A 25957-nucleotide genomic window follows, 5' to 3' on the forward strand; every position below is an offset into this window, starting at 1 on the left:
GCTATTCCTTCACCGCGAGTGCTGCAGCGCCGAGGATGCCAGCGTTGTTGCGTAGTTTGGCTGGCACGATAGGGGTCTTTAGCTTGAGCAGCGGCAAAAACTTCTCGTAGCTCTTTGAAACACCGCCACCGACCAGAAAGAGGTCGGGCGAGAAGAGCAGTTCAAGGTGCGTGTAATAGCGCTGGAGGCGCTTTGCCCAGGCTTTCCAGCTGAGGCGCTGCCGTTCCTTTGCCGAGAAAGAGGCACCCTTTTCCGCATCCCGCCGCCCGATAGTGAGATGACCAAGCTCAGAGTTCGGCACGAGGGTTCCGTTGTAAATGAGCGCGCTGCCTATGCCCGTGCCGAGCGTGGTCAGCAGAATCAGACCGGGAACGCCTTTCGCGGCGCCGTAGCGCACTTCAGCAACGCCAGCGGCATCCGCATCGTTGACGAAATGGATGTCGCGGCCGAGAGCCTTCTCGAAGAGAGCCTCAGCCTCCAGGCCGATCCATTCTTTGGAGATGTTCGCGGCGGACATTGTTTTACCGTTACGAACGATTGCCGGAAAACATACGCCTACTGGCATGGATTCCGGAATCCCGCCGAGCTTCTCGATGAGTTCGATGACGACCTTCACGATTGCGTCAGGCTTGCCCGATTTGGGCGTCGCGATCTTCATGCGTTCGCTCACGAGCTTGCCGGTGTCCGTGTCGACGATGGCGCCCTTAATGCCAGTGCCACCGATGTCGATTCCTAGAGCCTGAGTCATGCTGTCCTCTTTCGCGTGGTTAGGGAGCGTCAGGGTATTACGGGAGGGTCAAAATTTCGGTGCCACGTTCGGTGACAACCATGGTGTGTTCGAACTGAGCGGTCAGGCTCTTGTCGCGGGTGGTGACGGTCCAGTCGTCAGCCCACAAATCCCAATCGTGGGAGCCGAGCGTGAGCATAGGTTCGATCGTGAAGACCATGCCTACCTCGATAACATCGTCGAACTGTGGCGCAGAGTCGTAGTGGGGGATGATCAGACCGGTGTGGAAGGCACGGCCAACGCCGTGCCCGGTGAAGTCGCGAACCACGCCATACCCAAACCGCTTCGCATAGGACTCAATGGCTCGCCCAATAACGTTGACTTGGCGGCCGGGGGCAACGGCCTTGATTCCCCGGTTGAGGGCTTCCTGGGTGCGCTCAACCAGATTGTGAGCCTCTTCCGACACGTTGCCGACAAGGAAAGTCTTGTTGAGGTCGCCGTGCATACCGTCTTTGTAGGCGGTGATATCAATGTTGATGATGTCGCCGTCGTGGAGCACGGTGTCATCAGGAATGCCGTGGCAAATTACTTCGTTGACGCTCGTGCAACACGACTTGGGGAAGCCCCGGTAGCCGAGGGTCGAGGGGTATGCGCCGCGGGAAACCATGTACTCGTGAGCGATCTGATCCAGTTGCGCGGTGGTGACGCCCGGTGCGATCGCCGCACCAACCGCTTCGACGGCGCCAGCCGCAATCTTTCCTGCCGCGCGGATGCGGTCGACTTCTTCGGCGGTGTAGACATCCGAACCAGTGAAGGTGCGCGGCGCCTTCTTGCCCACGTATTCGGGGCGGGTTATAGCCGAGGGAACGGCAAGTTGAGGTGGGATTACTCCCGGAACGAGGTGACCAGAGTTATTCCGAGGCATTTCAGCAGTCTAACGGCGTAGCCTTGCTCACGACGAAGGGACGAACCGCATGGAGCAATGGTGGTACAACCACAAGACCGGCGAAGTCGAAGAAGGACCGCAGTCGCTAGCCGTAGATCGTGATGGCCCATTCGATACTCGGGCTCAAGCAGAACACGCGCCGCAAATTATCGCGGAGCGCGCACGCAAGTGGGCAAGCGAAGATTCTGAAGACTAAAGGCTCGGAGTATTCCGGGACCGTTCCCGGCCGAGGGGACTCCTAGTAGGAGTGCTCCTCTGTCGGGTATGTACCCGCAGCGACATCGGCGCGGTACTCGTCAACAGCGCCCGCGAGCGTTGCACGCAAATCGGCGTACTGCTTAACGAACTTCGGGATGCGTCCTTTGGTAAGGCCCGCCCAGTCAGTCCAGACCAGAAGCTGCCCATCAACGTGTGGGCCTGCGCCAACGCCGATCGTCGGAATCGACAGTGCTTCAGTGATCTTGGCGGCGGCATCCGCTGGCACCATCTCGAGCACGACAGCAAAGGCGCCGGCCTCTTGAACGGCGAGAGCGTCGGCGAGCAGTTGCTCAAACCCTTCTCCGCGACCTTGAATGACGTGGCCACCGAGGCCGTGCTCGCTCTGGGGAGTGAACCCGATGTGAGCCATCAAGGGGATACCGGCGTCCACGATGCGTCGGATCTGTTCGGCACTGCGCACACCGCCTTCAAGTTTCACGGCGTGTGCCCCCGTTTCCTTCATGAAGCGGAACGCGGTGTGTAGGGCCTCCTCGGAGCCTGTTTCGTAGGATCCGAAGGGCATATCAGCCACAACAAAGGCTCGCGTGACAGCGCCGGCAACGGCGCGCGTCAGGGGGATCAGGTCATCGATGCTCACGGGCAGGGTGGTGTCGTAGCCATAGACATTGTTGCCAGCGGAATCGCCAACCAGTAGGAAGTCGATACCTGACTCGTCGAAGATTCCCGCAGTCAGCTGGTCATAACTGGTGAGTCCAACAATCTTGATTCCGTTCTCTTTCGCCGTCTGAAAATGGCGAGTGCGAACTCGTTTGAGCTTGGCTTGGGCTTCAGCAGCGGCAGAGTCAGTCATGTCCGCCAGTCTAATGACACCGACGCAGGGTTCAATTGGGCTACTGCGGCGGCGAGTGCGCTGCAGAGACCCTAAGGAACAAGTACCCTTAGAGCGGCAGAATCGATGTCGCACTCTCGCGGCAAAGCACGGATCGAGGAACACTAATGTCAATGGACAAGCAGCGCGATTTCGTTCTTCGCACAATTGAAGAACGTGGCATCAAATTTGTTCGACTCTGGTTCACGGATGTTGTAGGAACGCTCAAGAGCGTTGCCGTTGCTCCCGCGGAGATCGAAGGTGCATTCGCTGAGGGCCTCGGCTTCGACGGTTCCGCCATTGAGGGATTCACTCGTGCGTACGAGGCAGACATGCTCGCGCACCCAGATCCCACCACTTTTCAGATTCTGCCGTGGCGTGGAGAGATCGATCCCACTGCCCGCATGTTCTGCGACATCACTACGCCCGACGGCCAGCCCGCAGCATCCGACCCTCGCAATGTGCTCAAGCGCACCCTCGAGAAGGCGGCCGAGCGCGGCTTCACGTTCTACACTCACCCTGAGATCGAGTTCTACCTTCTCAAGTCGAGCAAGCTCAAGAATGGCAGCCCGCAGCCAGTTGATTCCGCTGGCTTCTTTGACAACGTTCCTGGCGGCACGGCGCACGACTTCCGTCGCCGTTCGGTGCGGATGCTCGAAGACCTCGGTATCTCGGTGGAGTTCAGCCACCACGAGTCTGGCCCTGGCCAGAACGAGATTGACCTTCGCTACGCCGACGCCCTCACCACGGCAGACAACATCATGACGTTCCGCACCGTGATCAAAGAGGTCGCCATCGAGCAGGGTGTTTACGCGACATTCATGCCGAAGCCGATGTCTGGCCAGCCCGGTTCGGGAATGCACACCCATATGTCGCTTTTCGAAGGCGACCAGAATGCGTTTTACGATGCGAGCGGTCACTACCAGCTGTCTAAGGTCGGCCGCCAGTTCATGGCTGGCGTTCTCAAGCATGCCCCCGAGATCACGGCGGTGACGAACCAGTTCGTGAACTCCTACAAGCGCCTCTGGGGCGGCGACGAAGCGCCCAGTTTCGTTACCTGGGGCCACAACAACCGCTCGGCACTCGTGCGCGTTCCGTTGTACAAGCCGGGCAAGGGGCAGAGCGCACGTATCGAATATCGTGCTCTCGACTCGGCGGCGAACCCCTACTTGGCATACTCTCTGTTGCTCGCTGCGGGGCTCAAGGGCATCGAGGAAGGCTATGAGCTCCCGCTCGAAGCCGAAGATGCTGTGGGTGACCTCTCGGAGCACGAACGCCGTGCGCTTGGCTACGAGCAGCTTCCGTCGAACCTCAACCACGCGCTGAGCATCATGGAAAACTCCGAGCTTGTTGCGGAGACGCTCGGCGAGCAGGTATTCAACTTCGTGCTGCTGAACAAGCGTCGCGAGTGGAAGGCCTACCGCGCACAGGTCACCCCTTACGAACTGGAGAGCAGCCTAGAGATCCTCTAGACCCTCCGTCACCATGTCGACGTCGCCATACACTCTCACCGAACTCGCCAAACTGGGCTTCTTGGAACTCAGCGAGGCCCGAGAGCGTCTTCTCGCGCTCGACCGCACCGAAGTGCCTGCAGCGCTATTTTCGTGCGCCGCGGACCCCGATCAAGCCCTCTGGTTTGTCGTGGAGCTCTCTGAGGGGTCCCCGCAGCAGCTCAACCCGGTGTTGGCTAATGACGAGGCGGCCGTGCGACTGGTGCGGGTGCTTGGCGCGTCTTCAGGGCTTGGCGACTTCTTCGTACGGCATCCGCAAGAACTCGACGCGATGTGTTCACCCATTGCGCAGCCCTACTCGCCCGAAGAATACGTTGAGCTCCTCACCGAAGTCACCAACGGTCTCGAGGGCGAAGACGCCTGGGTTGCTTTGCGGGTGCGCTACCGCCGAGAGCTCGCGAAACTGACTGCGTGGGATCTTGCGCAAGAAGATCCGCTTGCAGCCGTCGACCGAGTGGCGATGGCGTTGGCTGATTTGGCGGGTGCCGCACTTGAAGCATCACTCTCCGTCGCTCGCCGCTCGGTGAATTATCCGGCAGCCGATATCGCCGCAACCCGAATTGCCATCATCGGTATGGGCAAGGCCGGCGCGCGTGAACTGAATTATGTGTCGGATGTTGACGTCATCTTCGTCACGGAACCCGACGGCATAAGTGCCGACCGTGCCGTGACGATCGCTACGCCTCTGGCGGTGCAAACCATCCGCGGCATCCAGGACCTCACGGTTGAACCAGCGCTGTGGGAAGTTGACACCAACCTTCGCCCCGAAGGCAAAGACGGTGCTCTTGTGCGCACGCTTGAGTCACATCTGGCGTATTACGACCGTTGGGCAGAGAGCTGGGAGTTTCAAGCTCTCCTGAAGGCGCGACCGCTTGCGGGCGACCGTGAACTGGGTGGCCGCTACATTGAGGGCGTTGCCCCGCTGGTCTGGTCGAGCGCGTCCCGCGAAAACTTCGTGGCATCGGTGCAGAGGATGCGCGAGCGCGTCACCGAAAACATTCCGCCGCAGGAACGAGATGTGCAACTCAAGCTTGGCCCTGGTGGGCTTCGCGATATTGAATTCACTGTGCAATTGCTGCAACTTGTTCATGGGCAAAGCGACGAAGGCGTGCGTCAAACCTCGAGTCTCCGCGCTCTCATCGCGCTTGCTGAGCACGGCTACATCGGCCGTACCGAAGCCGGCGAGTTCGCGCGCGATTATCGTTTTCTCCGGCTGCTGGAGCACCGCATCCAATTGTCCCGACTGCGCCGCACTCACCTCATGCCGCGCGATCCAGATGAACTTCGGGTACTTGCGCGTGCGACCGGTATCGCCACGAGTGCGAAAGACCTCACCGAACAGTGGCAGCGCACCAAGATTGCGGTCCGCAGACTGCATGAGCGCCTCTTCTACCGACCCTTGCTTTCGGCTGTGGCCGCACTGCCCGAGGAAGGGCTCGCACTCTCTAGCGAGCAAGCAGTCGCTCGACTGGCCGCCATTGGCTTCCTCGACCCCAAGGGGGCGTTAGCGCACATTGCGGCGCTCACCGGGGGAGTCTCGCGCCGGGCCACCATCCAGAAAGCTCTGCTCCCCGTGATGCTGCAGTGGTTCTCCGATGGCGCGGATCCTGACTACGGCCTCCTCGCGTTCCGCCGGCTCAGCGAAGCACTCGGTGAGGCGTACTGGTTCCTGCGCATGCTTCGCGATTCTTCTGGGGCTGCAGAGCGGCTTACTCATGTGCTCTCGGCCTCCAAATATGTGGGCGGGCTTTTCGAGCGGATTCCTGAAGCCGCTGCGTGGCTGGAACACGACAAAGAGCTCAAGCCGCGTTCTCTTGCGGTGTTGCAAGACGAAGCCCGGGCCATTGTGGCGAGGCATAAAGGGCACGAGGATGCCGCGGCCAAGGCGTTGCGCACAGCACGTCGCCGTGAGATATTACGTTTGGCCATCGGCTCAATCGTGGGGATGACCACGATTCAAGAGCTGGGGCGCGGACTCAGCGATGTCACGACGATGATGCTCGAAGGAGCGTTGGCAATTCTCCGTCCAGAACCTGACGGAATCGAGTTCGGGATTATTGCCATGGGCCGTTACGGGGGAGCCGAAGCAGGTTTCGGTTCCGATACCGATGTCATGTATGTCTACCGAGCGACGGACGGTACTAACGAAGAAGCTGCCAAACGAGCCGACAAGCTCGCCAAGGGACTCACTCGCATCACTGAGGACGTAAAGCTTCCGCTCGACCTCGATCTCGACCTCCGCCCCGAGGGCAAGAATGGCGCCATCGTGCGATCCCTCGATTCGTATGCCGCGTACTACGCCCGCTGGTCGCTCACGTGGGAAGCCCAGGCGCTCTTGCGTGCCCGTGGCGTTGCCGGCGACGCGGCATTGCTCACCGATTTCGAAGCACTCGCCAACCGCGTGCGCTACCCCTCCGTGATTTCGCCGCAGGACGTGCGTGAGGTCAAAAGGATTAAGGCGCGCGTGGAGTCTGAGCGTCTTCCTCAGGCCGCCGATCCGTCCCGCCACCTCAAACTTGGCCGGGGTTCGCTCAGCGACGTCGAATGGTTCGTGCAGCTCTTGCAACTCCAGCACGGTGCCAGAGTCGAGGGACTGCGCACGACCTCGACTCTCGATGCTTTGGATGCCGCTGTCGCTGAGAAGCTCGTGACCGCCTCTGACGCGGCTCGCCTCCGTGAAGCGTGGGTTCTCGCTTCCCGCGCACGGTCGGCAATCACGCTGTGGACCTCGAAGACCTCGGATGTCTTACCCACAGATCGACTTCAACTTGAAGGCGTCGCCCGCATGCTCGAATATCCACCGGGCTCAGCGAGCAAGCTCGAAGAGGACTATTTGCGTGCCACACGGCGTGCTCGACGCGTCTTCGAACGCCGCTTTTACGGCGTCGCTAATGTGCCGCGGTCGTAACGCCTGAGGCATATTCGCGCTGTTCCTGCCAGAGGCACAGGCTGCCCTGAAACCACTGCGAATGTTACGGGCGTGTTAAACCTGTAACCACTTGTGGTGCCACTGAGCGTCCCCCGGTGGTCGAAAAAGCGTGTACCCCATTGTGGGGCAGCGGGTGCATGCATCGTCGGGAACCGTCACCCCGAGCGCTAGAGGCAGACGACCCATTCTACCCTCGTCGGTGCCGCCAGACTGCCTATAAAAGCGATTCTGACGTGCATTTTTCCGAATCCAGACGAACTCAGCGTTGGCTCTGTTCGCACCGTGATCCGAGCAGCTCGCTGCCGCGTGGTGGGGTACAAAATTCGGCGCAAAATGCGACAGCCTTAGTGCCGACACGCTCGTCGAACTCCTGACCCAAGTGAGACCACCTCGCGCCGCAATGCGGCGAATTGCACGTATTGCGGTGGGCAAATCCATCGGGCAATAATCAAGCAACTCACCGCTGAGAAGCATCCTCAGCGTGGCGGATGATCACCTTTCCAATCACAATGTCGGGGGCATCCGTGTTCATATTTATTCTGCAACTTCGCCACATGATCGAGGGTCACCCCGAGATCTACATGTTCGCAATCTACTCGTCGCTCATCTGGGCGCTGTGGTTGCTCAAAGTCGTGTTGTCGTCGCGCTACCGTCCGTATACGGGCACGTTCACCGGAACGACGAGCGTAGTGGTGCCCGTGCTCGACGAGCCTGAGGATCTCTTTCGGGATGTACTCGCTCGGATGGTCGAACAGCAACCGTCGGAGATCATCGTCGTCATCAACGGTGCGCCGAACCCCACGCTGGAACGCATCAGTGAAGAGTTTGCTCCGTTGGTGCGCTGGGTGCACACGCCGATTCCCGGTAAGCGCAATGCGGTAATGATCGGTACAGAGCTGTCGACGGGCGACATCACCGTTCTCGTCGATTCCGACACCGTGTGGACCGAAAACACTCTCTCGGAGCTGGTGCGGCCCTTCGCTGATGCGAAGGTCGGTGGCGTCACGACACGACAGCGCATTCTGGAACCAGAGCGAAGCTGGATCACTCGTTGGGCTGACTGGCTGGAGAACTCGCGCGCTCTCTACTCGATGCCCGCTCAAAGCGTGCTCGGACAGGTCGGCTGCTTGCCGGGGCGCACCATTGCCTTCCGTCGCTCGATCATGACGCGGGTAATGGATCGCTTTATGAACGAACGTTTCATGGGGGTGTTTCTTGAAGTCAGCGACGATCGCACTCTCACCAACCTCGCTCTTCAAGAAGGTCACCGCACGGTGTACCAGCACACCTCACTCGTCTACACGGATGCGCCGCTCGAGGTCAAGAAGCTCTACAAGCAACAACTGCGCTGGGCTCGTGGCAGCCAGTACAACACGCTTCGCATGCTGCCGTGGATGCTGGGGCACGCTCCCGTGCTCGCCGTCTTCTTTCTGATGGACATCATCCTTCCGTTCCTTTTGGCCGGAGTTATCGCCGGTTGGATCTATCGAGCCATTAGCGGTCAGGGGTACAACTTCTACGAAGGATTCCTCTCGGAATATGGCGTTCAAAGCGGAGTGCTTCTCGTGCTGGCGCTCATGGTGGTGTCTTCGGTGTTGAGTATGGCAATCCGTCAGATCCGGCATCTCTCCGAAAAGCCGATGGACTTCTTCCGGTTACCGGCCTTCATCATCGTGTCGACGGCTTTCCTGATGCCTATCCGACTCATCGGCTTCTTCAGAATGGGCCATGCCAGCGGCTGGGGCACCCGGGCTGGTGCCTATGCGGGAGGCAGTTCCAACGATCTCATCGTCGGACAGCTCGACCAAGACAGCGCGACGATCGCTGACCTGGACTTCGAACCAAGCACACCTACGGGAGCTGTTGCCGTGCTGGAAGCACCTCCGAGGCGGTCAACGCGAGCAGCTACAGCTCCGACGCCGCAGCGACGTCGGCTCAACCCCAAGGCCGCCTGGCCTTACGTGATCGGTTTTTCAATTTTTGCAGTAGAGGCGGTTTCCATTGTTTTCTTCTCGTAGTTCCCATGTTCGAAACGGTGCAGCAGCATGGTGGGCGGTCAGCAACAGTCGAACCCGCTGGACGGGCGTCGGCAGTGCCGTGCTCGTGCTCACGCTCGGCGCTACAAGCGCATTTGTCTGGATTTCGCCCAGCAGCACGGTGAACCAAACGCTCACCACCGCGGCTAAGACAGTTCTCGAAGCCGATAGCTTGGCCGAGGAGCGTGCCGAGTGGGAGGCAGAAAAAGAGAATCTGCTCTCGGAGATAGACGAGCTTGAGTCGTCGATTGATGTCGCCAAAGACAATCTCAAAGAAACGAACGCGCAATCAGCAGCGATTCAACAAGAACTGTGGTCTGTCGAAGGCACTTCGAAGGCTCTCCAGGCCAGCCGCGCTGAAAGCTCGACTGTTGCTGCTCCCTCTCCTGCGAGTAAACCGAACACCTCGTCCGGCCCCACGGTAATCACCGCTCCGTCGAAGGCAGAAATTGTCAATCCCGCCTCGACGTATTTCGGTCTTTATACCGAGCAGGCACCGTTTAACTGGGCAACCTATGACTCGACCGCGACCAAGTTGGGCAGCAACCCGAACGTGGTCGGCTACTTCGGCGGCTGGGATGAGGACTTCCGAGCAAATGCGGTTACGCGTTCGTGGGAGAAGGAGATACTTCCGATTCTTACTTGGGAGTCACGACCAATCGGTTCTGGCAACGATCAGGTAGAAGAGCCCGACTACACGTTGCCGGCTATCATCGGCGATCCTGAGACGAACACCCCGGGAACCTTCGACGACTACTTGCATCAGTACGCGAAGGACATCGTGGCGACTGGCCTACCTCTTGGCATCCGACTGGACCACGAGATGAACGGTGTCTGGTACCCATGGTCCGAGACAGACGGGCAAGGTAATTCGATTAACGAGAACCGCGTTGGTGACTTCGTCACGATGTGGCAGCGCGTTCACGACATCTTCGCCGAGGAGGGCGCCAACGATCTCGTGATCTGGATCTGGGCACCCAACATCATCAACAACCTTCCTGCGACCCATCAATCGTCGGACTTCCTCGACGGACTGTACCCGGGCGACGATTACGTGGACTGGGTGGGACTGTCGGGCTACCTTCGCCCCGCGTACAAGCCGGAGAACGATTTCACCTTCAGCTACACGTTTGACGCAAGTTTGGACGAGTTGCGCCGGATCACCAACAAGCCAATCTTCCTGACGGAAATTGGAGCATCCGAGACGGGTGGCCACAAAGCCGACTGGGTAACCAGTCTCTTCGAATCGCTGGCGAAGCCAGAGAACGACGACATCATCGGGATCTCGTGGTTCAACCTAGCGGTGACCACCTATGTCGAGGGTGAGCGCTCGACCAATGACTGGCGCATCGACTCTCGCGCAGATTCTTTAGCCGCCTTCATCGAGGGCTTGGCACGACCTGACAGCGATTTCACCCTCACCGCACGCTGAACCGATGAATAAGGAGCACAACATGAACAGCACAGCACCTTCAGCCCAGAACACCATCGGTCAGTATGGAGACGCAGAACGTCCCCGACTGAGCGTCGTCGGCACCGGATACCTTGGTGCAACTCACGCCGCAGCTATGGCAGAAATGGGGTTCGATGTTATCGGCGTCGACACCGATCCGGCCAAAGTGAAACAGCTCAGCGAAGGAAAGGTTCCCTTTTTCGAACCAGGACTCCCGGAGCTCATCCGTACCCACGTTGCGAGCGGGCGATTACGGTTCACCACCGACCTTGCTGAAGCGACCGCGAATTCCGACATCCACTTCATCTGTGTCGGTACTCCCCAGCAGCGGGGGAGTAACGCCGCAAACCTCGATTACGTGGAGGAAGCTACGCGACAGGTCGCGCGCTATCTGACCCATGACGGCCTGATCGTCGGCAAGTCGACAGTGCCGGTAGGCACCGGAGCTCGCTTGCGATCCATCATCGCCGATTCTGCCCCGGCAGAGGTAAACGTCGAGTTGGTGTGGAACCCCGAGTTCCTGCGAGAGGGCAAAGCAGTCGAAGATACGCTGCGCCCCGATCGAATTGTTCTTGGCGGAGTATCACCGCGTTCTGAAACAGCGATGCGTGCGGTCTACGCCATTCCCATCGAGACGGGAACCCCGGTGATCGTGTGCGATCTGCCGACCGCGGAGCTTGTCAAAGTGAGCGCGAATGCCTTCTTAGCGACAAAGATCTCCTTCATCAACGCGATCGCCGAAGTGTGTGACGCCTCGGGCGCTGATGTAGCAGTCCTGGCTGACGCACTCGGTCACGACGTGCGCATTGGGCGGCAGTTCCTCAACGCAGGGCTGGGGTTCGGGGGCGGATGCCTTCCCAAGGACATCCGGGCGCTCATCCACCGTTCGAGTGAGCTCGGTGCTACCAAAGCTGCGGCATTGCTGCAGCAGGTCGATGAGATCAACATGTCCCAACGCTTGCAAGTCATCGGTCTGGCGATCGATGCCTGTGGTGGTTCGGTTCTCAACCGCAGAATCGGCATCCTTGGCGCGGCCTTCAAGCCGTTGACTGATGATGTGCGGGATTCTCCAGCGCTTAACGTTGCGGCCGCGCTGCATCTCAGGGGAGCTCAGGTCGTCGTCTACGACCCCGAAGCATCCGCAACGGCTCAGCGGATGTTCCCCACGCTCACCTATGTCGACTCGGTCGACGAGGCTGCCGCAGGATCGGACGCCCTCTTGGTCTTGACGGAGTGGGATGAGTTCAAGGCCAGCGACCCTGTGGCGCTAGGGCAAATTGTCAGCCGCCGCGTCATGATCGATGCCCGTAATTGCCTCAATGCAGCAACGTGGCGTGCTGCTGGTTGGGCGTTCAGCGGGCTAGGGGCGTCGTCGTCGAGTGCTCCTGTAATCGATGGCACTGGGCTGGACTTGACTCGTCGCACGCCCCAGCTCGTGAGTGCCTACTGACTCGGCTGGCACAAATAATAAGGGCCACATCCAGAAGGATGCGGCCCTTATTGCGTGCTGTGTTAGCGCTTAGACTCCGAAGTACAGTTCGTACTCGTACGGGTGCGGGCGCTGTGCGAACGGAAGCAGTTCGTTCGTACGCTTGTAGTCGATCCAAGTCTCGATGAGGTCCTTGGTGAAGACGTTGCCTTCCATGAGGAACTCGTGGTCAGCTTCGAGAGCAACGAGTGCGTCCTCGAGCGAGGCGGGAACCTGAGGAATCAGGCGTGCTTCCTCGGGAGGCAACTCGTACAGGTCCTTGTCAACGGGCTCGTGGGGCTCAGTCTTGTTCTTGATGCCGTCGAGGCCAGCCATGAGCTGAGCAGCAAACGCGAGGTAAGGGTTACCCGATGCGTCTGGTGCGCGGAACTCGATGCGCTTTGCCTTGGGGTTCGTTCCGGTGATCGGGATACGGATGGAAGCCGAACGGTTTCCAGCCGAGTACACGAGGTTCACGGGAGCTTCGAATCCGGGGATCAAGCGGCGGTACGAGTTGACCGTCGGGTTGGTGAATGCGAGCACAGCAGGTGCGTGCTTGAGCAGTCCACCGATGTACCAGCGAGCAGTGTCGCTGAGTCCGCCGTAGCCCTTTTCGTCGTAGAACAACGGGGTTCCGTCGTTCCACAGCGACTGGTGCGTGTGCATTCCCGAACCGTTGTCACCGAAGAGCGGCTTCGGCATGAACGTTGCCGTCTTGCCCCACTCGTTGGCGGTGTTCTTGACGATGTACTTGAACTTGAGGATGTCATCGCCGGCGTGAACGAGAGTGTCGAACTTGTAGTTGATCTCGCCCTGGCCTGCGGTGCCGACCTCGTGGTGGCTGCGCTCAACGTCGAGTCCAACATCGATGAGCTTCATGACGATGTCGTCACGGATGTCAGCGTGCTGGTCAACGGGGGAGACGGGGAAGTAGCCGCCCTTGAAGGGCGTCTTGTTGGCGAGGTTTCCGCCGGCTTCCGTGCGTCCGCTGTTCCAAGCACCTTCGCTGGAGTCAACTTCGTAGAAGCTCTTGTTGGCCGAGACTTCGTAGCGAACGTCGTCGAAGATATAGAACTCTGCTTCGGAGGCGAAGAACGCGGTGTCGGCGATGCCGGTCGACGTGAGGTACTTTTCGGCCTTCTTGGCAACCTGGCGCGGGTCGCGAGCGTAGATCTCGCCGTTGCGAGGGTTGTAGATGTCGAAGATGATAACGAGCGTGCGCTCGACGCGGAAGGGATCGACGTAGGCGGTGCTGACGTCAGGAATCAACTGGAGGTCGGACTCGTGGATCGACTGGAAACCGCGGATCGATGAACCATCGAAGAGCTGGCCTACGGCGAAGAAGTCTTCGTCAACTGAGGCGGCGGGGATGTTGAAGTGCTGCTGGATACCGGGAAGATCGGTAAACCGGATGTCGACGAACTTCACGTCTGTGTCCTTGATAAAATCAAGAACCTCAGACGAATTGGAAAACTTCGGATGAGACATTGAGTGGAACTCCAAGGGGTTCATTTGATGATCGGCTGTCGTTACAACCATCTCTTAGGGTACAGAAGATGGATTTCGCAATCATCTCCGAATTGTTTCCGGCATGTTACGGAGCCACGATTCGTTAGGCTGAACCAGTGAATCAGCAACAATCAGCTCCCGACGAATGGCCAGGCAAGCGCATTGGACTCCCAGCGGAAGGCCCGCGTTCGATCGGTCGACTGGGACGCAGGCTTGTTGCCCTTGCTATCGACTGGGGTTTCGCAGTTCTCGTATCGATCGCGTTCTTCGACTACGACGCATTCGCCACTCTTGGCGTATTTGTTGCAGCTCAGATTGTTGTGCTGATCACCACAAACGGCAGCTTCGGACATCTGATCACGGGGATGCGCGTCGTTCCCCTTGCTGGGGGCTACCTCGGTATCTGGCGGCCCATCGTGCGCACTCTGTTGATGGCACTCGTCATTCCCGCCGTCATTTGGGATGCCGACCAACGAGGAATGCACGACCGCATTGCGGGAACACTGCTCGTTCGACGCTAATCCGCGGGTGTAACGCAACAGAGTCGACGAGCCAAGTGGCTCGTCGACTCTGAAGGTCCAACGATTGTTGCGAATGCCTAAGCGCGCTGTGAGCGCTGTGCGCGCGCTTTCATCGGGTCGACGCCCTTGGGAATCGGGAGACCGTTCTTGTCGAGCGACGTCAGCCGGTTGGAGATTGCGAGGATCTCGGGCTTACGAAGAACGTTCTTCAGGCGGCCAAGCGTCGGCGCGAGTTTGTGCAACGCGACGGAGTCGGCGTCGGGGCCGACATAAATGAAGTGCACGGGAACGTTGGGCAGGAAGCGATTCATCTTGCGGCGCTCATCTTCCAACATCTTTTGTGTGCGGCTGCGCGGGCCCTCACCGATGAGTGCGATGCCGCCCTTGCCGATTGCGCGGTAGACCGCATCTTGCGTCTTAGGGCTAATCGCGACAGGCATTTCGCTCGCGGTCCATCCGCGACGGAGCGAACTCTTGAGCACGGCGCCGACGGCACCAGGCTGACCGGCGATCTGCGAGTAGGCAGCGCGTTCAGCGCGACGTCCCAAAACGATGAGGAACGCGAGAAGGCCAGCCATCACACCGGCGACGATGTAGAGGACAAAGCCGAAAACGTTGTCTCCGGATAGCACGAAAGCGAGGACGAGCCCGATCACGATGGGCAGCAGGAATGCTAGGAGGAAGAACCAGATTGCGAGGTTGTCGTAGCGCCTCGTCATCTGGAAAACCTGGTACATCTGCTTGATGCGACCGGGTTCTTTTTGAGCCTTCGGAGTCTTTTCGCTGCGTGCCATGCATCTAGGATACGGCCTCTTGCGCTTCTGTGGATTCGCAGTTTTTCGGCTAGGCGCTCGGCAGCATGTCTTGCGCGGTCTCCAGCGTCTTGTCCTAAGCGAATTTTTGCTGTTGCGCTTCTCCACAACTGGTCGCAGCGTGAGCGGAACTTTGTGCGTGCGACGAAGGATAGAGCTGTGAATGACGACTCAATAGCTGGCTACCTCAGCATTCGGACGCTCGCCGAATCTTTCTCCTCGCGACTTGTTCTCGCCCGCGCCCACAGCGATGGGGAGCGAGATGAATCGTCGAGCGTGTACGCGATCAAGCGTTTCTCACCTGACACCCTCGCCCTCAGGACGCTTACTGAGATCGAGTGCTTGGCATTAGCCCAGGGCGATCACACCGTCCCTGTGGAAGATGTAGGGGCAGCCCCGGATGGTGTGCCCGCACTCATTACACAGTGGCAGACTGCGAGCACGTTAAGGCGAGTCATGCGTGAACGACAAACGCTGCGTCCGGGGGAAGCGATCACGATCCTTGCGCCGTTGGCTACGGCCTTGAACCGAGTGCACCACGCTGGGGTCACGCTCGGCAACGTGACGATGGATGCTGTGCACTTCGATAGCGCCGGTGCGCCGTTCTTTGTCGACTTCAGCTCCGCGCGGTTGCACGGGAGCGTTCCGACGCCAGCCGAGCTGTGCGACTCCGCGTGGTTCCACCAAGATCGCCAGGCATATGCCGTCGTGGCGAGTGGTGTTCTTGCTGCCGTCTCGCTCGAACATAACGTTCGCACACCCCTGGCGGAGCTTCTGTCCTGGCTTTCCAGCGACACTCATTTCCGCACCACCGACTGGCAGCGCGAATGTGAACGCCGCCTGTTCGCCTTGGGCGCCCCAGAACCGGTGCGTTTGGGTGTCATCGAGGCAACGGAAGCACTCAACCCTGCGCAGCTCACACGAAGCAGTGGAGCGCTTGCGGATGCTGCTCTCCTTCAGCCCCGAACCGAACTCGATTCAGTGCTGGCTCTTCCTCCGTGGCTTCAGGGCCGGTTGGTGGAACTTATGGCTGAAATCAAACACCGCGCAGCAAACGGCATCGTGGGGCTTCGCGACTGGTGTCGCCCGATCCGAAAGCGCACGTGGGCGCTGGCCTCAGCCGGCGCACTGTGCGTGGTGCTGGCAGTCGTGGTTGCATCTCTGGAGAACACGGAAACATCGACTGCCGTTGCGTCTACAGGCGGGGAATCTTCGGTGGTGGCGCCCGGGGACGAAAGCGAGCCAATGGGGGCAGCGCCAGACGCCGTGCGATCGCCAGAAACGGACCCGGAAGCTGCACACCCGGAAGCCACACAGGACACCCTCCTAGCAGACCCAGCCCAGGCTCTTGAATTGTTGTTGACCACCCGTAACTTGTGCTTGCGGGATCTGTCAATTGAGTGCCTTGCCGCGGTTGCTCGTGCCGATTCTCCGGCCTTCGCCGCAGATTCTGCTCTGATTACGAACGTGCTGAACGGTGCGGAACTCTCCCCGGAGGTGCTCATAACTGCGGAGGATGCCGTTGAGATTCAACGGTTGGGCGATAGCGTGCTCTTCGAATTTTCTGCTGCAGACGAAAGCAAACCGGCCTCGCTTCTTCTAGTGAAGGGCGAGGCCGGTTGGCGAATCAGAAGCTATACGCTTCCGGAGTGAATTGCGTGTGCTTAGATTCCGAGCTTGTCAGCGAAGTCTCCGCCTTCGAGGCGGTTCTTCACATCAACGAGGAAGCCAGCAGCGTCCGCGCCGTCGACGATGCGGTGATCGTAGCTGAGCGCAAGGTAGACCATCGAACGGATGCCGATGGAATCACCGTTGGCGTCGCTGATCACCACAGGCTTTTTGGTGACGATTCCGGTTCCGAGAATTGCCGATTGGGGCAAGAACACGATTGGAGTGTCAAAGAGAGCGCCACGTGAACCAGTGTTGGTCAGCGTGAACGTTCCGCCCGAGAGCTCATCAGGAGTCAACTTGTTGTCGCGGGTGCGCTGCGCAAGATCTGCGATCTCGCCAGCAAGTCCTGCAATGTCAAGTGACGCAGCGTCGCGGATAACGGGCGTGAGCAATCCACGCTCGGTGTCCACGGCGATGCTCATGTTCTCCTGAGCGGGGTAAACGATGGCGTTGTCTTCGATCGTTGCATTGACGATCGGGTGAACGGTCAGCGCTTCCGCGGCAGCGAGAGCAAAGAACGGCAGGAACGACAGCTTCGTGCCGGTCTTAGCCAGGAACTCGTCCTTTACAGCGTTGCGGTAGTTTGCAACGGCAGTGACGTCAACTTCAACGACGGATGTCAGTTGAGCAGACGACTGCATCGAGAGCACGGCACGCTCGGCAATAACCTTGCGCAGTCGCGACATCGGAACAGTGGTTCCGCGCAGAGGCGACACTTCGCGAGCTGCAGGCGCGGGAGCGGATGCTTCCGGTGCAACCTCAGTCGCAGCTTCGCTAGCGGCAAGAACGTCCTGCTTGCGGATGCGTCCGCCTACACCGGTGCCGGTGAGAGTGCTGACGTCAACGCCGCGCTCGTTCGCAAGTTTGCGTACGAGAGGGGTGAGGTAACCGGCTTGCGAGTCATCGCTGTCGGTCGCAGTAGGTGCTTCTTCTGCAACAGGTGCTTCTTCTACAGCAGGTGCTTCAACTGCGGCCTGAGCAACCGGCTCAGCTTCAACTGCAGGAGCAGCTTCAGCTTCGGGCGCGGCTTCAGCGGCAGGGGCGGCTTCAACTGCAGGAGCAGCTTCAGCAACAGGTGTTTCAGTCGGCGCAGCCGGAGTTTCAGCGGCCGGAGCTGCGGGCTCGGCAGCGGGCGCTTCGGTCGTAGCAGGTGCTTCGGCTACAGCAGCTGCAGGCGCCGCGGCAGCGGGTGCTGCTTCAGTCGCAGGGGCTTCAGCAGCAGGAGCGGCCGGCTCTTCCGCAGGAGTTTCTGCTGCAGCGGGAGCCGCTTCAGCAGGTGCTTCCTCAGCGGCGGGAGCAGCATCTGCGCCACCCGATCCGTCGCCGATTTTTACCAGCGCGGTGCCAACTTCAACTGTTTCGTCTTCGGCAACCAAGATCTCTTCGATGACACCGGCGACGGGAGAAGGAATCTCCGTGTCGACCTTGTCCGTGGAGACCTCGAGCAGGGGCTCGTCAACCTCTACACGCTCGCCGACTTGCTTCAGCCAGCGGGTCACCGTGCCCTCGGTGACACTCTCGCCGAGTGCCGGAAGGTTAACGGATTCGCTCATCAGTACTGCTCCTTTGTGATGCTTGTCATCAATAGCTTAGTTCCGTGGTTAGGCGGAGCCTAGACCGCGTGCAGCGGCTTGCCGGCCAAAGCGAGGAATGCCTCGCCGAGAGCCTCGTTTTGGGTGGGGTGTGCGTGAAGCAACGGGGTGATGTCTTCGGGGTGTGCTTCCCAGTTGACGATCAGTTGTGCTTCACCGATCAGTTCGCCAACGCGAGCTCCGATCATGTGAACTCCGATGACTGGACCGTCGACTACGCGAACAACCTTGATGGAACCAGCAGTGCCGATGATGGCGCTCTTGCCGTTTCCGCTGAGGTTGTAGTCGTAGGCCTTGACGTTGTCAGCACCGTGGGCTTCGATCGCCTTAGCTTCGCTGAGGCCGATGGACGCTACCTCGGGGTCGCTGTAGGTGACCTTCGGAATGTGGAGGTCATCGATCACGATGGGCTTCAGGCCAGCGATTTCTTCGACAACGAAGATTCCCTGCTGGAATCCACGGTGAGCGAGCTGGAGGCCGGGAACGATGTCTCCGACGGCGTAGACGCCAGGAACGTTGGTGGCGAGGCGCTCGTTCGTGAGAACGAAGCCGCGGTCCATCTCAACGCCGACTTCTTCGAAGCCGAGTCCAGCGGTCGACGGGCCACGGCCGACTGCAACGAGCAGAAGCTCCGCTTCGACTGTCTCGCCGTTTTCCAAAGTAACGACGACGCCGTCGTCGTTCTGCTCGACGCTCTTGAAGCGAACGCCGGTGTGGAAGTTGATGCCACGACGGCGGAATGCTCGTTCGAACTGCTTGCTGACCGACTCGTCTTCCATGGGAACGAGGTGGGGGAGACCTTCAATAATGGTGACGTCGGCTCCCCAGCTCTTCCAGACGCTCGAGAATTCGACGCCGATGACGCCGCCACCGAGCACGGCGACCTTCTTCGGAACGAAGTCGAGTTCGAGTGCCTGCTCGGAGGTGATGACGCGGCCACCGATTTCGAGTCCCGGAAGCGAGCGAGAGTAGGAGCCAGTCGCCAAAATGACGTTCTTGCCTACTACGGTGTCTTCGCCGACCTGAACGGTGTTGGGCGCGACGAGCTTGCCTTCGCCCTCGATGACGGTGATACCGCGCATCTTGATGAGGCCCTGCAGCCCCTTGTATTTGCTCGCGACGATGTCTTGGCGGTATTTGGTTACCGCAGAGATGTCAATGCCGTCGAGCGTGGCGGTAACGCCATATTTCGCTGCTTCGCGCGTCACGTCAGCGACTTCTGCGGAGTGCAAGAGTGCCTTGGTCGGGATGCAGCCCACGTGCAGGCAAGTGCCACCGAGCTTGTTCTTTTCGATCAAGCCAACGGTCATCCCTAGTTCGGCGGCGCGCAACGCAGCTGCGTAACCACCGCTTCCTCCACCAAGAACGACAAGGTCAAAATTGTGCTCAGCCAATACAGCAGCTCCTCTGTAAGGAAATTATTCGTCGGCACGCACGATGTGTAGTCAGTGCGACCGGATGGTGCGGAAAGATCCCGCGTTTAAAAAACCTTACTACGGACGAGAAAATTCCTCGGCCAGTTCAATGAGTGTTCGAACACCGATTCCGGTTGCACCCTTGCCGACGTAACCCCAGCCTCCGCCGCGGTTGTCTGATGGGCCCGCAATATCAATATGGGCCCAGGGGATGGTTTCGGTGCTGTTGGGGCGTTTGCCGACGAAGTCCTTGAGGAACGCGGCGGCGATAAGCATGCCTCCAGCGGTGTTTCCCGGCTTGATATTGGCGATGTCGGCAATATCGGAGGCGAGCAGCGGGCGGAGCTCAGGACTGATGGGCATCGCCCAGAAAGGCTCGCCAACACGGTCGGCGACTGCAACCACTTGATTGACGAGTTCCTTATCGCCCATAGTGCCGGCGTAGCGGTTGCCGAGGGCAACAACGGCGGCACCGGTCAGTGTCGCGATGTCTACGATGGCGTCGGGGTTTTCTTCGCTGGCGGCGACCAAACCGTCCGCCATGACGAGTCGTCCCTCAGCATCCGTATTCAGTACCTCAACTGTCTTGCCGCCGCGGATCGTCAATACGTCATTCGGGCGAATTGCGCTGCCAGAAGGCATGTTCTCGGCGAGGCAGAGCCACGCGGTCAATCGCACGTTTGTGCCGAGCTTGGCACATGCCTCGACAACCGCCATCACGGTGGCTGCTCCGCTCATGTCGAACTTCATGCCGATCATGCCGAGTCCCGGCTTGAGGGAGAGCCCGCCCGAATCGAAAGTGATTCCCTTGCCGACGAGCGCCAAGTGCTTCGCGGCGTTAGAAGGGGTGTAACTGATCTTGACGAGGCGCGGACCGCGAGTGGAGCCTTGGCCGACACCGAGGATGCCGCCGAAGCCGCCCTCTTCGAGTTCCTTTTCCGCGTAAACCTCGACCTCAACGTTGTCGAGCGATGCGAGCTCGGTCGCGCGGTCGGCGAAGGTAGCGGGATAGAGCTCTTTCGGTGCCTCATTAACCATGTCACGCGTCACGTGGGTGGCGTAGGCGATCACGTTTGCTCGCTCGATCAGCGCCGCATCGTCGATTGGGCTAACTATGGTGATATCGCTTGCGAGTTTTTTGCTGGCGTCGGGAGCAGTAGAGCGGTAGGCGTCGTACGAGTAGGCGCCAATAGCTGCGCCTTCGAGAACCGCGAGCGTTTCGTCGCTCGACTCGGCTCCGAGGGAAAGAGTGATGTGCGGCGCACCGCGCAGTTGGCGAGCGGCAGAACCGGCGGCATAGCGCAACGATTCGGCCGTCGGGATAGCGTCCCCGAGGCCGATGAAGGCGACTGCGGGAGCAGCGATTCCGATCGCAGGAATGCGGTGAAGTTCGTCAGCCGCTCCAGTCGCGCCAATGAGACTCAGTGCTTGCTCGAAGGTTGCAAGTTGCGACGACGTGTCCACGAGCTTCGGCCCGGTGTCGGTTTTCACCACCCCGATAACGAGAACATCGGATTCAACTTCGGAGGCGGGCGCGGTGGACAAGTGCAACGTAGCAACGGTCATGTCCTCATGATAACCAGCATCCGCCTTCATGTTCGCTAGGAGCTTGACGCTGTGGAGCCGAAACAGGGGGATGCCTCCGCGGCCGCGATTAGAGTGGAGTCATGCGAGATCCAGCCGGCCTATATGACATCGCCACCGATGTTGCTGGGGTACCGCGCGGTCTCCCTCTTGTAGCGGGACTCACGGGCTTTGCGGATGCCGGTGGTGCCGTCAGTCAAGTAAGCCAGTATCTGCTCGACACCCTTGAGCGCACCGTTGTTGCGTCCTTCGACAATGACGCTCTCTTGGATTACCGAGCACGTCGCCCCATGATCTATTTCGATCAGGACCATTTGAGCGACTACCGTCCAGCCAAGCTTGAACTCTATTTGGCCAAGGATGAGTTGGGGCAACCCTTCTTGCTTCTCACCGGTTACGAACCTGACTTCCAGTGGGAGCGCTTCTCGGCAGCAGTGTTGAGACTCATTTCGAAGCTTGAGGTCAAGTCGACGACGTGGCTCAGTTCCATCCCGATGCCGGTGCCGCACACTCGCAGCATCGGAGTGACCGTGAGCGGCAATCGATCGGAACTTATCGACTCGCTCTCCGTCTGGAAGCCACACACCCAAGTGCCTGCCAACGCAATGCACGTCATCGAGTACCGCTTGCAGGAGCTCGAGCATCCTGTTGCTGGTTTCGTCCTCCTGATTCCGCATTACCTAGCTGATACTGAATGGCCCACTGCTGCTGTCACGGCACTCGAGAGTGTGAGCGCTGCAACCGGGCTTATTTTCCCCACCGACCGTCTTCGCGAAGAAGGTCGGGAATTCGTCGCGAAGATTGATGGTCAAGTTGACAGCAATCAAGAGCTCGCTCGCCTCGTAGGAACGTTGGAAGAGCGGCACGACAACTACATGGAAGAAAACCCCATGCGGTCGCCGTTGACCGATGAAGCCGGCGAATTGCCCTCGGCAGACGAAATTGCCGCGGAGTTGCAGAAGTTCCTCGCTATCAAGCGAGCTGGAGATGCCGACGGCACCTCTGAACTTCCTTTGTAATAGTCGCGGTTCTGCAACAACAGTGCGTCTCAGTGCGATCCTCACGCCCAGTGCTGTGGTCGTTCGCCCTCATGGTGCGAAGCAGGAGAAAAGCGTGGCATAATAGGAGTAAGACCCGGTCTTGTTTCTAGATCTGTTTCGCCATGCGGTGAGATGGGCCAGAGACTTGACATGGGTCTTAGTACTGCCCGAAAACCTCAGAAAGGTGTTCAGATGGCGACCCGAACGAAGGCTGCAGAGTCCACACCCGCAGCAAAGAAGGCTCCTGCTAAAGCAGCAGCAAAGGCTGGCACGCGCAGTAAAGCTGCCGCTGCAGTCGAAGAAATAGCGACTGACGCCGAAGGCGCCGAGAGCACTCCAGCCAAGGCAACGACCAGGAAGGCTGCGACGACGAAGTCGACTGCCGCTGCGTCAACTGCCAAGAAGCCGGCAGCAAAAAAGCCAGCGACTAGGACCAAGAAGGCCGCTGCAGCAGCAGCCGCCGAGATCGTTGAGGCAGACGGCGAAGAGTCAAAAGCCGAAGACGAGCAAGAAGAAAAGTCAACGAGCAAAGATGAAGCATTGCCCACGGGCGCGCTCGTGCTTTCGCTTGTTGATGATGAAGACGAAGTTCCTGTCTATTCAGCAGCCATCACCGGCGCTACAGCTGACCCGGTCAAGGACTACTTGAAGCAAATCGGTAAGGTCGCGCTGCTTAACGCTGCTCAAGAAGTTGAGCTTGCAATGCGTATTGAGGCTGGCCTGTTTGCTGAAGACAAGCTTTCCCAGATGGCCCCCGGCGAAGTGCGCTCGACGCTCGGTCGTGAACTTCAGTGGGTAGCAAAAGATGGTCAGCGCGCCAAGAGCCACTTGCTCGGCGCCAACCTCCGCCTTGTTGTATCGCTTGCGAAGCGCTACACCGGTCGCGGCATGCAATTCCTTGACCTCATTCAAGAGGGCAACCTGGGCCTGATCCGTGCAGTCGAGAAGTTCGACTACACCAAGGGCTTCAAGTTCTCTACCTACGCAACGTGGTGGATCCGTCAGGCCATCACCCGCGCAATGGCCGACCAAGCTCGCACGATTCGTATTCCTGTTCACATGGTTGAAGTCATCAACAAGCTCGCTCGTGTACAGCGCCAGATGCTTCAGGACCTCGGCCGTGAGCCCACACCTGAAGAGCTGTCCCGCGAACTCGACATGACGCCAGAAAAGGTTGTCGAGGTTCAGAAGTACGGTCGCGAACCTATTTCACTGCACACACCGCTTGGTGAAGACGGCGACAGCGAATTCGGTGATCTCATCGAAGACACCGAAGCAGTCGTACCAGCGGATGCTGTGGGCTTTACCATGCTGCAGAAGCAGCTTGAGAGCCTCCTCGATTCCCTTTCGGAGCGCGAAGCCGGAGTAATCCGCATGCGCTTCGGTCTCGGCGACGGAATGCCGAAAACTCTCGACCAGATCGGTGACACGTTCGGCGTAACTCGCGAGCGCATCCGTCAGATCGAGTCCAAGACGATGGCGAAATTGCGCCACCCGTCACGCTCGCAGTCACTACGCGACTACCTCGAATAGGCCAATAATGGGTGCTGAAGCGAACACGGGAAAGAGTCTCACCGTCGAGGTTGATGGAGCCGTCTATGAACGGCTTGCCATTAAGACTCGGTTGGTGGTTCGTGAAGACGACATCGTTCAGGTGGTGTCGGAGTACGCCGCGGATGTCGTGCAGGATGGCGATCTTCTCTTTGTGACCGAAAAGATTGTGGGAATCACTCAGGGGCGGGCATACCCGATCTCCGAGGTGGAGCCGCGCAAGCTTGCCACATTCCTCTCGAAGTACGTCACGAAGACGTCGCACGGCATCGGTTTAGGTATGCCCGAAACGATGGAAATGGCGTTGCGGGAGTGCGGTACGCCGCGGATACTGTTCGCTGCTGCTGTTGCAGCGGTGACGAAGCTTGTGGGGCGTCGTGGCGACTTCTATCGCATTGCCGGGCCCAAGGCTCGTGCAATCGATGGTCCGACGAAGAACACGATTCCGCCGTATAACTCGCACGTCGTGCTCGGCCCGGCCCGTCCAGACGGCGTCGCTCAGGATATTAAGACCGCACTTGGCCACGACATTGAGGTTCTCGTTGTCGACATTAATGACTTCGGCGGCAACATCCTGGGCTCGACGTCAAACAAGGCCACCAGCGAGCTCGCGCTGAAAGTATTGAAAGATAACCCACTGGGGCAAGATCACCAGAGCACCCCGCTCGGCGTCATCCGCCGGGCTTAGTTCCACTTCGGCCCCAGCCGGCCACCGCAAGGTGAACTGGCCGGGGGAGTAGTGCCCTAGAAGTCGATGACTTCGCGGAACTTGGGCAACAGGCCTGTCTTGATTCCCGTAAGGCTCGGCTTCATCTGAAAGACGCCCGTGTTGTAGTTGCCCTCGATGATCGCCGGTCCGTTCGGCGTAATCGCGACGTCCCACCCGACATAGGGGATTTCTGGGATGATGCGGCTGACAGTGTTGAGCATGGCGAGCACTTCGTCGTACAGCGGAACCTGAAATCCTACGATCGGTGTGCCGGTTTGGGGATGCACGGTGAAAGTGTTGGCGAACTTGTCGAAGGCACCGTAGCTCGCGATTCCGGTGTTTTCATCCAGCACGGTGTACATGCCACCGCGGCCGTAGTTGTCGACCTCGGCGCCATTGCCCATGCGCAGGACCGCTTCCATCACATGCACGTCGGCGCCGTCGAAGAAGGTGATCATTCGCAGTGAGTTGACGCTTGTAGGGCAGAGCGCAGACATGCCGGAATGCTGTTCGAGGAACGCTTCAACGAGAAATTGGCGTTTGTCCATCAACTGGCGGTACAGGGCCGGTGCGTCAGCAAGATCACTGCCGCCGTGCTTTTCGATACCGGCGCCACTCATGCTGTCGACAACCTTCACCATGATGGGGTCATGGTGCGCGACGAACTCGACGAAGTCTGCTTCGGAAGCTGTTCGCAAGTCGAGCCAGGCGCGACCGAGCCACTTGTCAAAAGTGGTGTTGAACGTCGGCTTGTCGTAGAAACGTTCGCGGTACTCGCGCTGGTTGTACTTCACCACGATGGAGTTGGCGTTGCCGCTCGTAATCCACGTGCGGCGCTCAGCACGACTGAGAACGTTGAACTCGAACTCTTCATAGTCGAGGTAGCCCGCTTGGTAGACAAGGGAACACCAGACCATGTCCAGCAAGATCGCGATCACGGGCGTACCGTTGCGTTTGCTGATTGCTCGCGCGACGGCGAGCATGTTTGATACGTCGAGCGAGATAAGTCGCGACACGTAGTGCCGGATGCGCTTCACAGTTCTCCTACGAAGGTCATACCGACACACGTGTCGGCGGCGAGCAAACTATCTGATGATGCTCAACGCTACGTTATGCATTCAGACGGCTGGACTCGTCGTGCCACTTGATCGCTGTCGGGAACAGCTTGTCTTTGAATTTGGCACCGTGGTGGGCACAAAAGAGAAGATCGCCACTGGCGAGCGTCGCGCGGATGTATGCCTGCGCGCCACAACTGTCACAGCGGTCAGCCGCCGTGAGGGTGTAGTCCATCTCATCGACTGGGGTGTCTTCGGTTGCAATGTTTGACATGGCCTACTCCTTCTTGCTTGCGGTTGTTATTCCGTACGCCTATACAAGCATGGGTGCCTGAAGATTC

The 25957-nt window shown here is 59.2% G+C and carries 21 protein-coding genes; 11 read left to right on the forward strand and 10 right to left on the reverse strand.

Annotated elements, in window-relative coordinates; genetic code table 11:
• Position 1: 1 nt before the first annotated feature.
• Together ppgK and map are read right to left on the reverse strand one after the other, a co-directional pair.
• On the reverse strand, positions 2–748 hold the full coding sequence (ppgK, locus tag I6E60_RS07865; RefSeq protein WP_197179612.1) for a polyphosphate--glucose phosphotransferase: 747 nt from the start codon (positions 746–748) through the stop codon (positions 2–4).
• Between the two features lie 37 nt (positions 749–785).
• The gene (gene map / locus I6E60_RS07870; RefSeq protein ID WP_197179614.1) at positions 786–1652 is read right to left on the reverse strand and encodes a type I methionyl aminopeptidase; all 867 of its coding nucleotides are present in this window, start codon (positions 1650–1652) and stop codon (positions 786–788) included.
• A 49-nt stretch (positions 1653–1701) separates the two neighbouring features.
• Between map and I6E60_RS07875 the strand changes: the two genes are divergently transcribed.
• Positions 1702–1869 (forward strand): methionine aminopeptidase, encoded by a 168-nt coding sequence (locus I6E60_RS07875; RefSeq protein WP_197105765.1) that lies wholly within the window; start codon positions 1702–1704, stop codon positions 1867–1869.
• Between the two features lie 42 nt (positions 1870–1911).
• Here I6E60_RS07875 and panB read toward each other — a convergent pair whose 3' ends face one another.
• The gene (panB, locus tag I6E60_RS07880; RefSeq protein WP_197109873.1) at positions 1912–2742 is read right to left on the reverse strand and encodes a 3-methyl-2-oxobutanoate hydroxymethyltransferase; all 831 of its coding nucleotides are present in this window, start codon (positions 2740–2742) and stop codon (positions 1912–1914) included.
• Between the two features lie 152 nt (positions 2743–2894).
• Here panB and I6E60_RS07885 point away from each other — a divergent pair, with 152 nt between their 5' ends.
• The 5 genes from I6E60_RS07885 to I6E60_RS07905 all read left to right on the forward strand — a co-directional run bounded on the left by I6E60_RS07885 (position 2895) and on the right by I6E60_RS07905 (position 12139).
• Positions 2895–4232, forward strand: a complete 1338-nt coding sequence (locus I6E60_RS07885; protein ID WP_197125243.1) for a glutamine synthetase family protein — start codon at positions 2895–2897, stop codon at positions 4230–4232.
• A gap of 13 nt (positions 4233–4245) precedes the next feature.
• Complete coding sequence (locus I6E60_RS07890; RefSeq protein WP_197179616.1) at positions 4246–7179, forward strand: bifunctional [glutamine synthetase] adenylyltransferase/[glutamine synthetase]-adenylyl-L-tyrosine phosphorylase; 2934 nt, start codon at positions 4246–4248, stop codon at positions 7177–7179.
• A 545-nt stretch (positions 7180–7724) separates the two neighbouring features.
• Positions 7725–9218 carry a glycosyltransferase family 2 protein gene (locus I6E60_RS07895; protein WP_197125245.1) on the forward strand — a complete coding sequence of 498 codons (1494 nt, stop codon included), beginning with the start codon at positions 7725–7727 and terminating at the stop codon, positions 9216–9218.
• Positions 9202–10668, forward strand: a complete 1467-nt coding sequence (locus tag I6E60_RS07900) for a glycoside hydrolase family 26 protein (protein ID WP_197179618.1) — start codon at positions 9202–9204, stop codon at positions 10666–10668. The genes I6E60_RS07895 and I6E60_RS07900 overlap by 17 nt, the downstream gene beginning before the upstream one ends.
• Positions 10669–10690: 22 nt before the next feature.
• Complete coding sequence (locus I6E60_RS07905; protein WP_197124489.1) at positions 10691–12139, forward strand: UDP-glucose/GDP-mannose dehydrogenase family protein; 1449 nt, start codon at positions 10691–10693, stop codon at positions 12137–12139.
• Positions 12140–12208: 69 nt separating this feature from the next.
• Here I6E60_RS07905 and glnA read toward each other — a convergent pair whose 3' ends face one another.
• Positions 12209–13645 (reverse strand): type I glutamate--ammonia ligase, encoded by a 1437-nt coding sequence (glnA, locus tag I6E60_RS07910; protein WP_197124491.1) that lies wholly within the window; start codon positions 13643–13645, stop codon positions 12209–12211.
• A gap of 137 nt (positions 13646–13782) precedes the next feature.
• Between glnA and I6E60_RS07915 the strand changes: the two genes are divergently transcribed.
• Complete coding sequence (locus I6E60_RS07915) at positions 13783–14187, forward strand: RDD family protein (protein WP_197124493.1); 405 nt, start codon at positions 13783–13785, stop codon at positions 14185–14187.
• A gap of 77 nt (positions 14188–14264) precedes the next feature.
• On the opposite strand, the gene I6E60_RS07920 is transcribed toward I6E60_RS07915, so the two are convergent.
• On the reverse strand, positions 14265–14981 hold the full coding sequence (locus I6E60_RS07920) for a DUF4191 domain-containing protein (RefSeq protein WP_197124495.1): 717 nt from the start codon (positions 14979–14981) through the stop codon (positions 14265–14267).
• 177 nt (positions 14982–15158) lie between these two features.
• On the opposite strand from I6E60_RS07920, the gene I6E60_RS07925 reads away from it, so the two are divergent.
• The gene (locus tag I6E60_RS07925) at positions 15159–16652 is read left to right on the forward strand and encodes a hypothetical protein (RefSeq protein WP_197179620.1); all 1494 of its coding nucleotides are present in this window, start codon (positions 15159–15161) and stop codon (positions 16650–16652) included.
• 11 nt (positions 16653–16663) lie between these two features.
• Here I6E60_RS07925 and sucB read toward each other — a convergent pair whose 3' ends face one another.
• From sucB to I6E60_RS07940, 3 genes are all read right to left on the reverse strand, one after another.
• Positions 16664–18223 (reverse strand): 2-oxoglutarate dehydrogenase, E2 component, dihydrolipoamide succinyltransferase, encoded by a 1560-nt coding sequence (gene sucB / locus I6E60_RS07930; protein WP_197179622.1) that lies wholly within the window; start codon positions 18221–18223, stop codon positions 16664–16666.
• A gap of 59 nt (positions 18224–18282) precedes the next feature.
• Positions 18283–19656: a dihydrolipoyl dehydrogenase gene (gene lpdA / locus I6E60_RS07935; protein ID WP_197124501.1), complete on the reverse strand. Its 1374-nt coding sequence runs from the start codon at positions 19654–19656 to the stop codon at positions 18283–18285.
• 99 nt (positions 19657–19755) lie between these two features.
• Entirely contained in the window at positions 19756–21243 is a 1488-nt protein-coding gene (locus I6E60_RS07940) for a leucyl aminopeptidase (protein WP_197179624.1), read from the reverse strand.
• Between the two features lie 101 nt (positions 21244–21344).
• Between I6E60_RS07940 and I6E60_RS07945 the strand changes: the two genes are divergently transcribed.
• The 3 genes from I6E60_RS07945 (at position 21345) to I6E60_RS07955 (ending at position 24540) form a co-directional block, all read left to right on the forward strand.
• The gene (locus I6E60_RS07945) at positions 21345–22280 is read left to right on the forward strand and encodes a proteasome assembly chaperone family protein (protein WP_197124505.1); all 936 of its coding nucleotides are present in this window, start codon (positions 21345–21347) and stop codon (positions 22278–22280) included.
• 213 nt (positions 22281–22493) lie between these two features.
• Positions 22494–23834, forward strand: a complete 1341-nt coding sequence (locus I6E60_RS07950) for an RNA polymerase sigma factor (protein ID WP_197124508.1) — start codon at positions 22494–22496, stop codon at positions 23832–23834.
• A 7-nt stretch (positions 23835–23841) separates the two neighbouring features.
• The gene (locus I6E60_RS07955; protein ID WP_197124510.1) at positions 23842–24540 is read left to right on the forward strand and encodes a coenzyme F420-0:L-glutamate ligase; all 699 of its coding nucleotides are present in this window, start codon (positions 23842–23844) and stop codon (positions 24538–24540) included.
• A gap of 56 nt (positions 24541–24596) precedes the next feature.
• Here the strand turns inward: I6E60_RS07955 and I6E60_RS07960 are convergent, their stop codons facing one another.
• Both I6E60_RS07960 and I6E60_RS07965 read right to left on the reverse strand, forming a co-directional pair.
• Positions 24597–25598, reverse strand: a complete 1002-nt coding sequence (locus I6E60_RS07960) for a sugar-transfer associated ATP-grasp domain-containing protein (protein WP_197179626.1) — start codon at positions 25596–25598, stop codon at positions 24597–24599.
• Between the two features lie 73 nt (positions 25599–25671).
• Positions 25672–25890: a hypothetical protein gene (locus I6E60_RS07965; protein WP_197105747.1), complete on the reverse strand. Its 219-nt coding sequence runs from the start codon at positions 25888–25890 to the stop codon at positions 25672–25674.
• Positions 25891–25957 lie beyond the last annotated feature (67 nt).

Source organism: Salinibacterium sp. SWN167, from assembly GCF_015864665.1.
Lineage (GTDB): Bacteria > Actinomycetota > Actinomycetes > Actinomycetales > Microbacteriaceae > Rhodoglobus.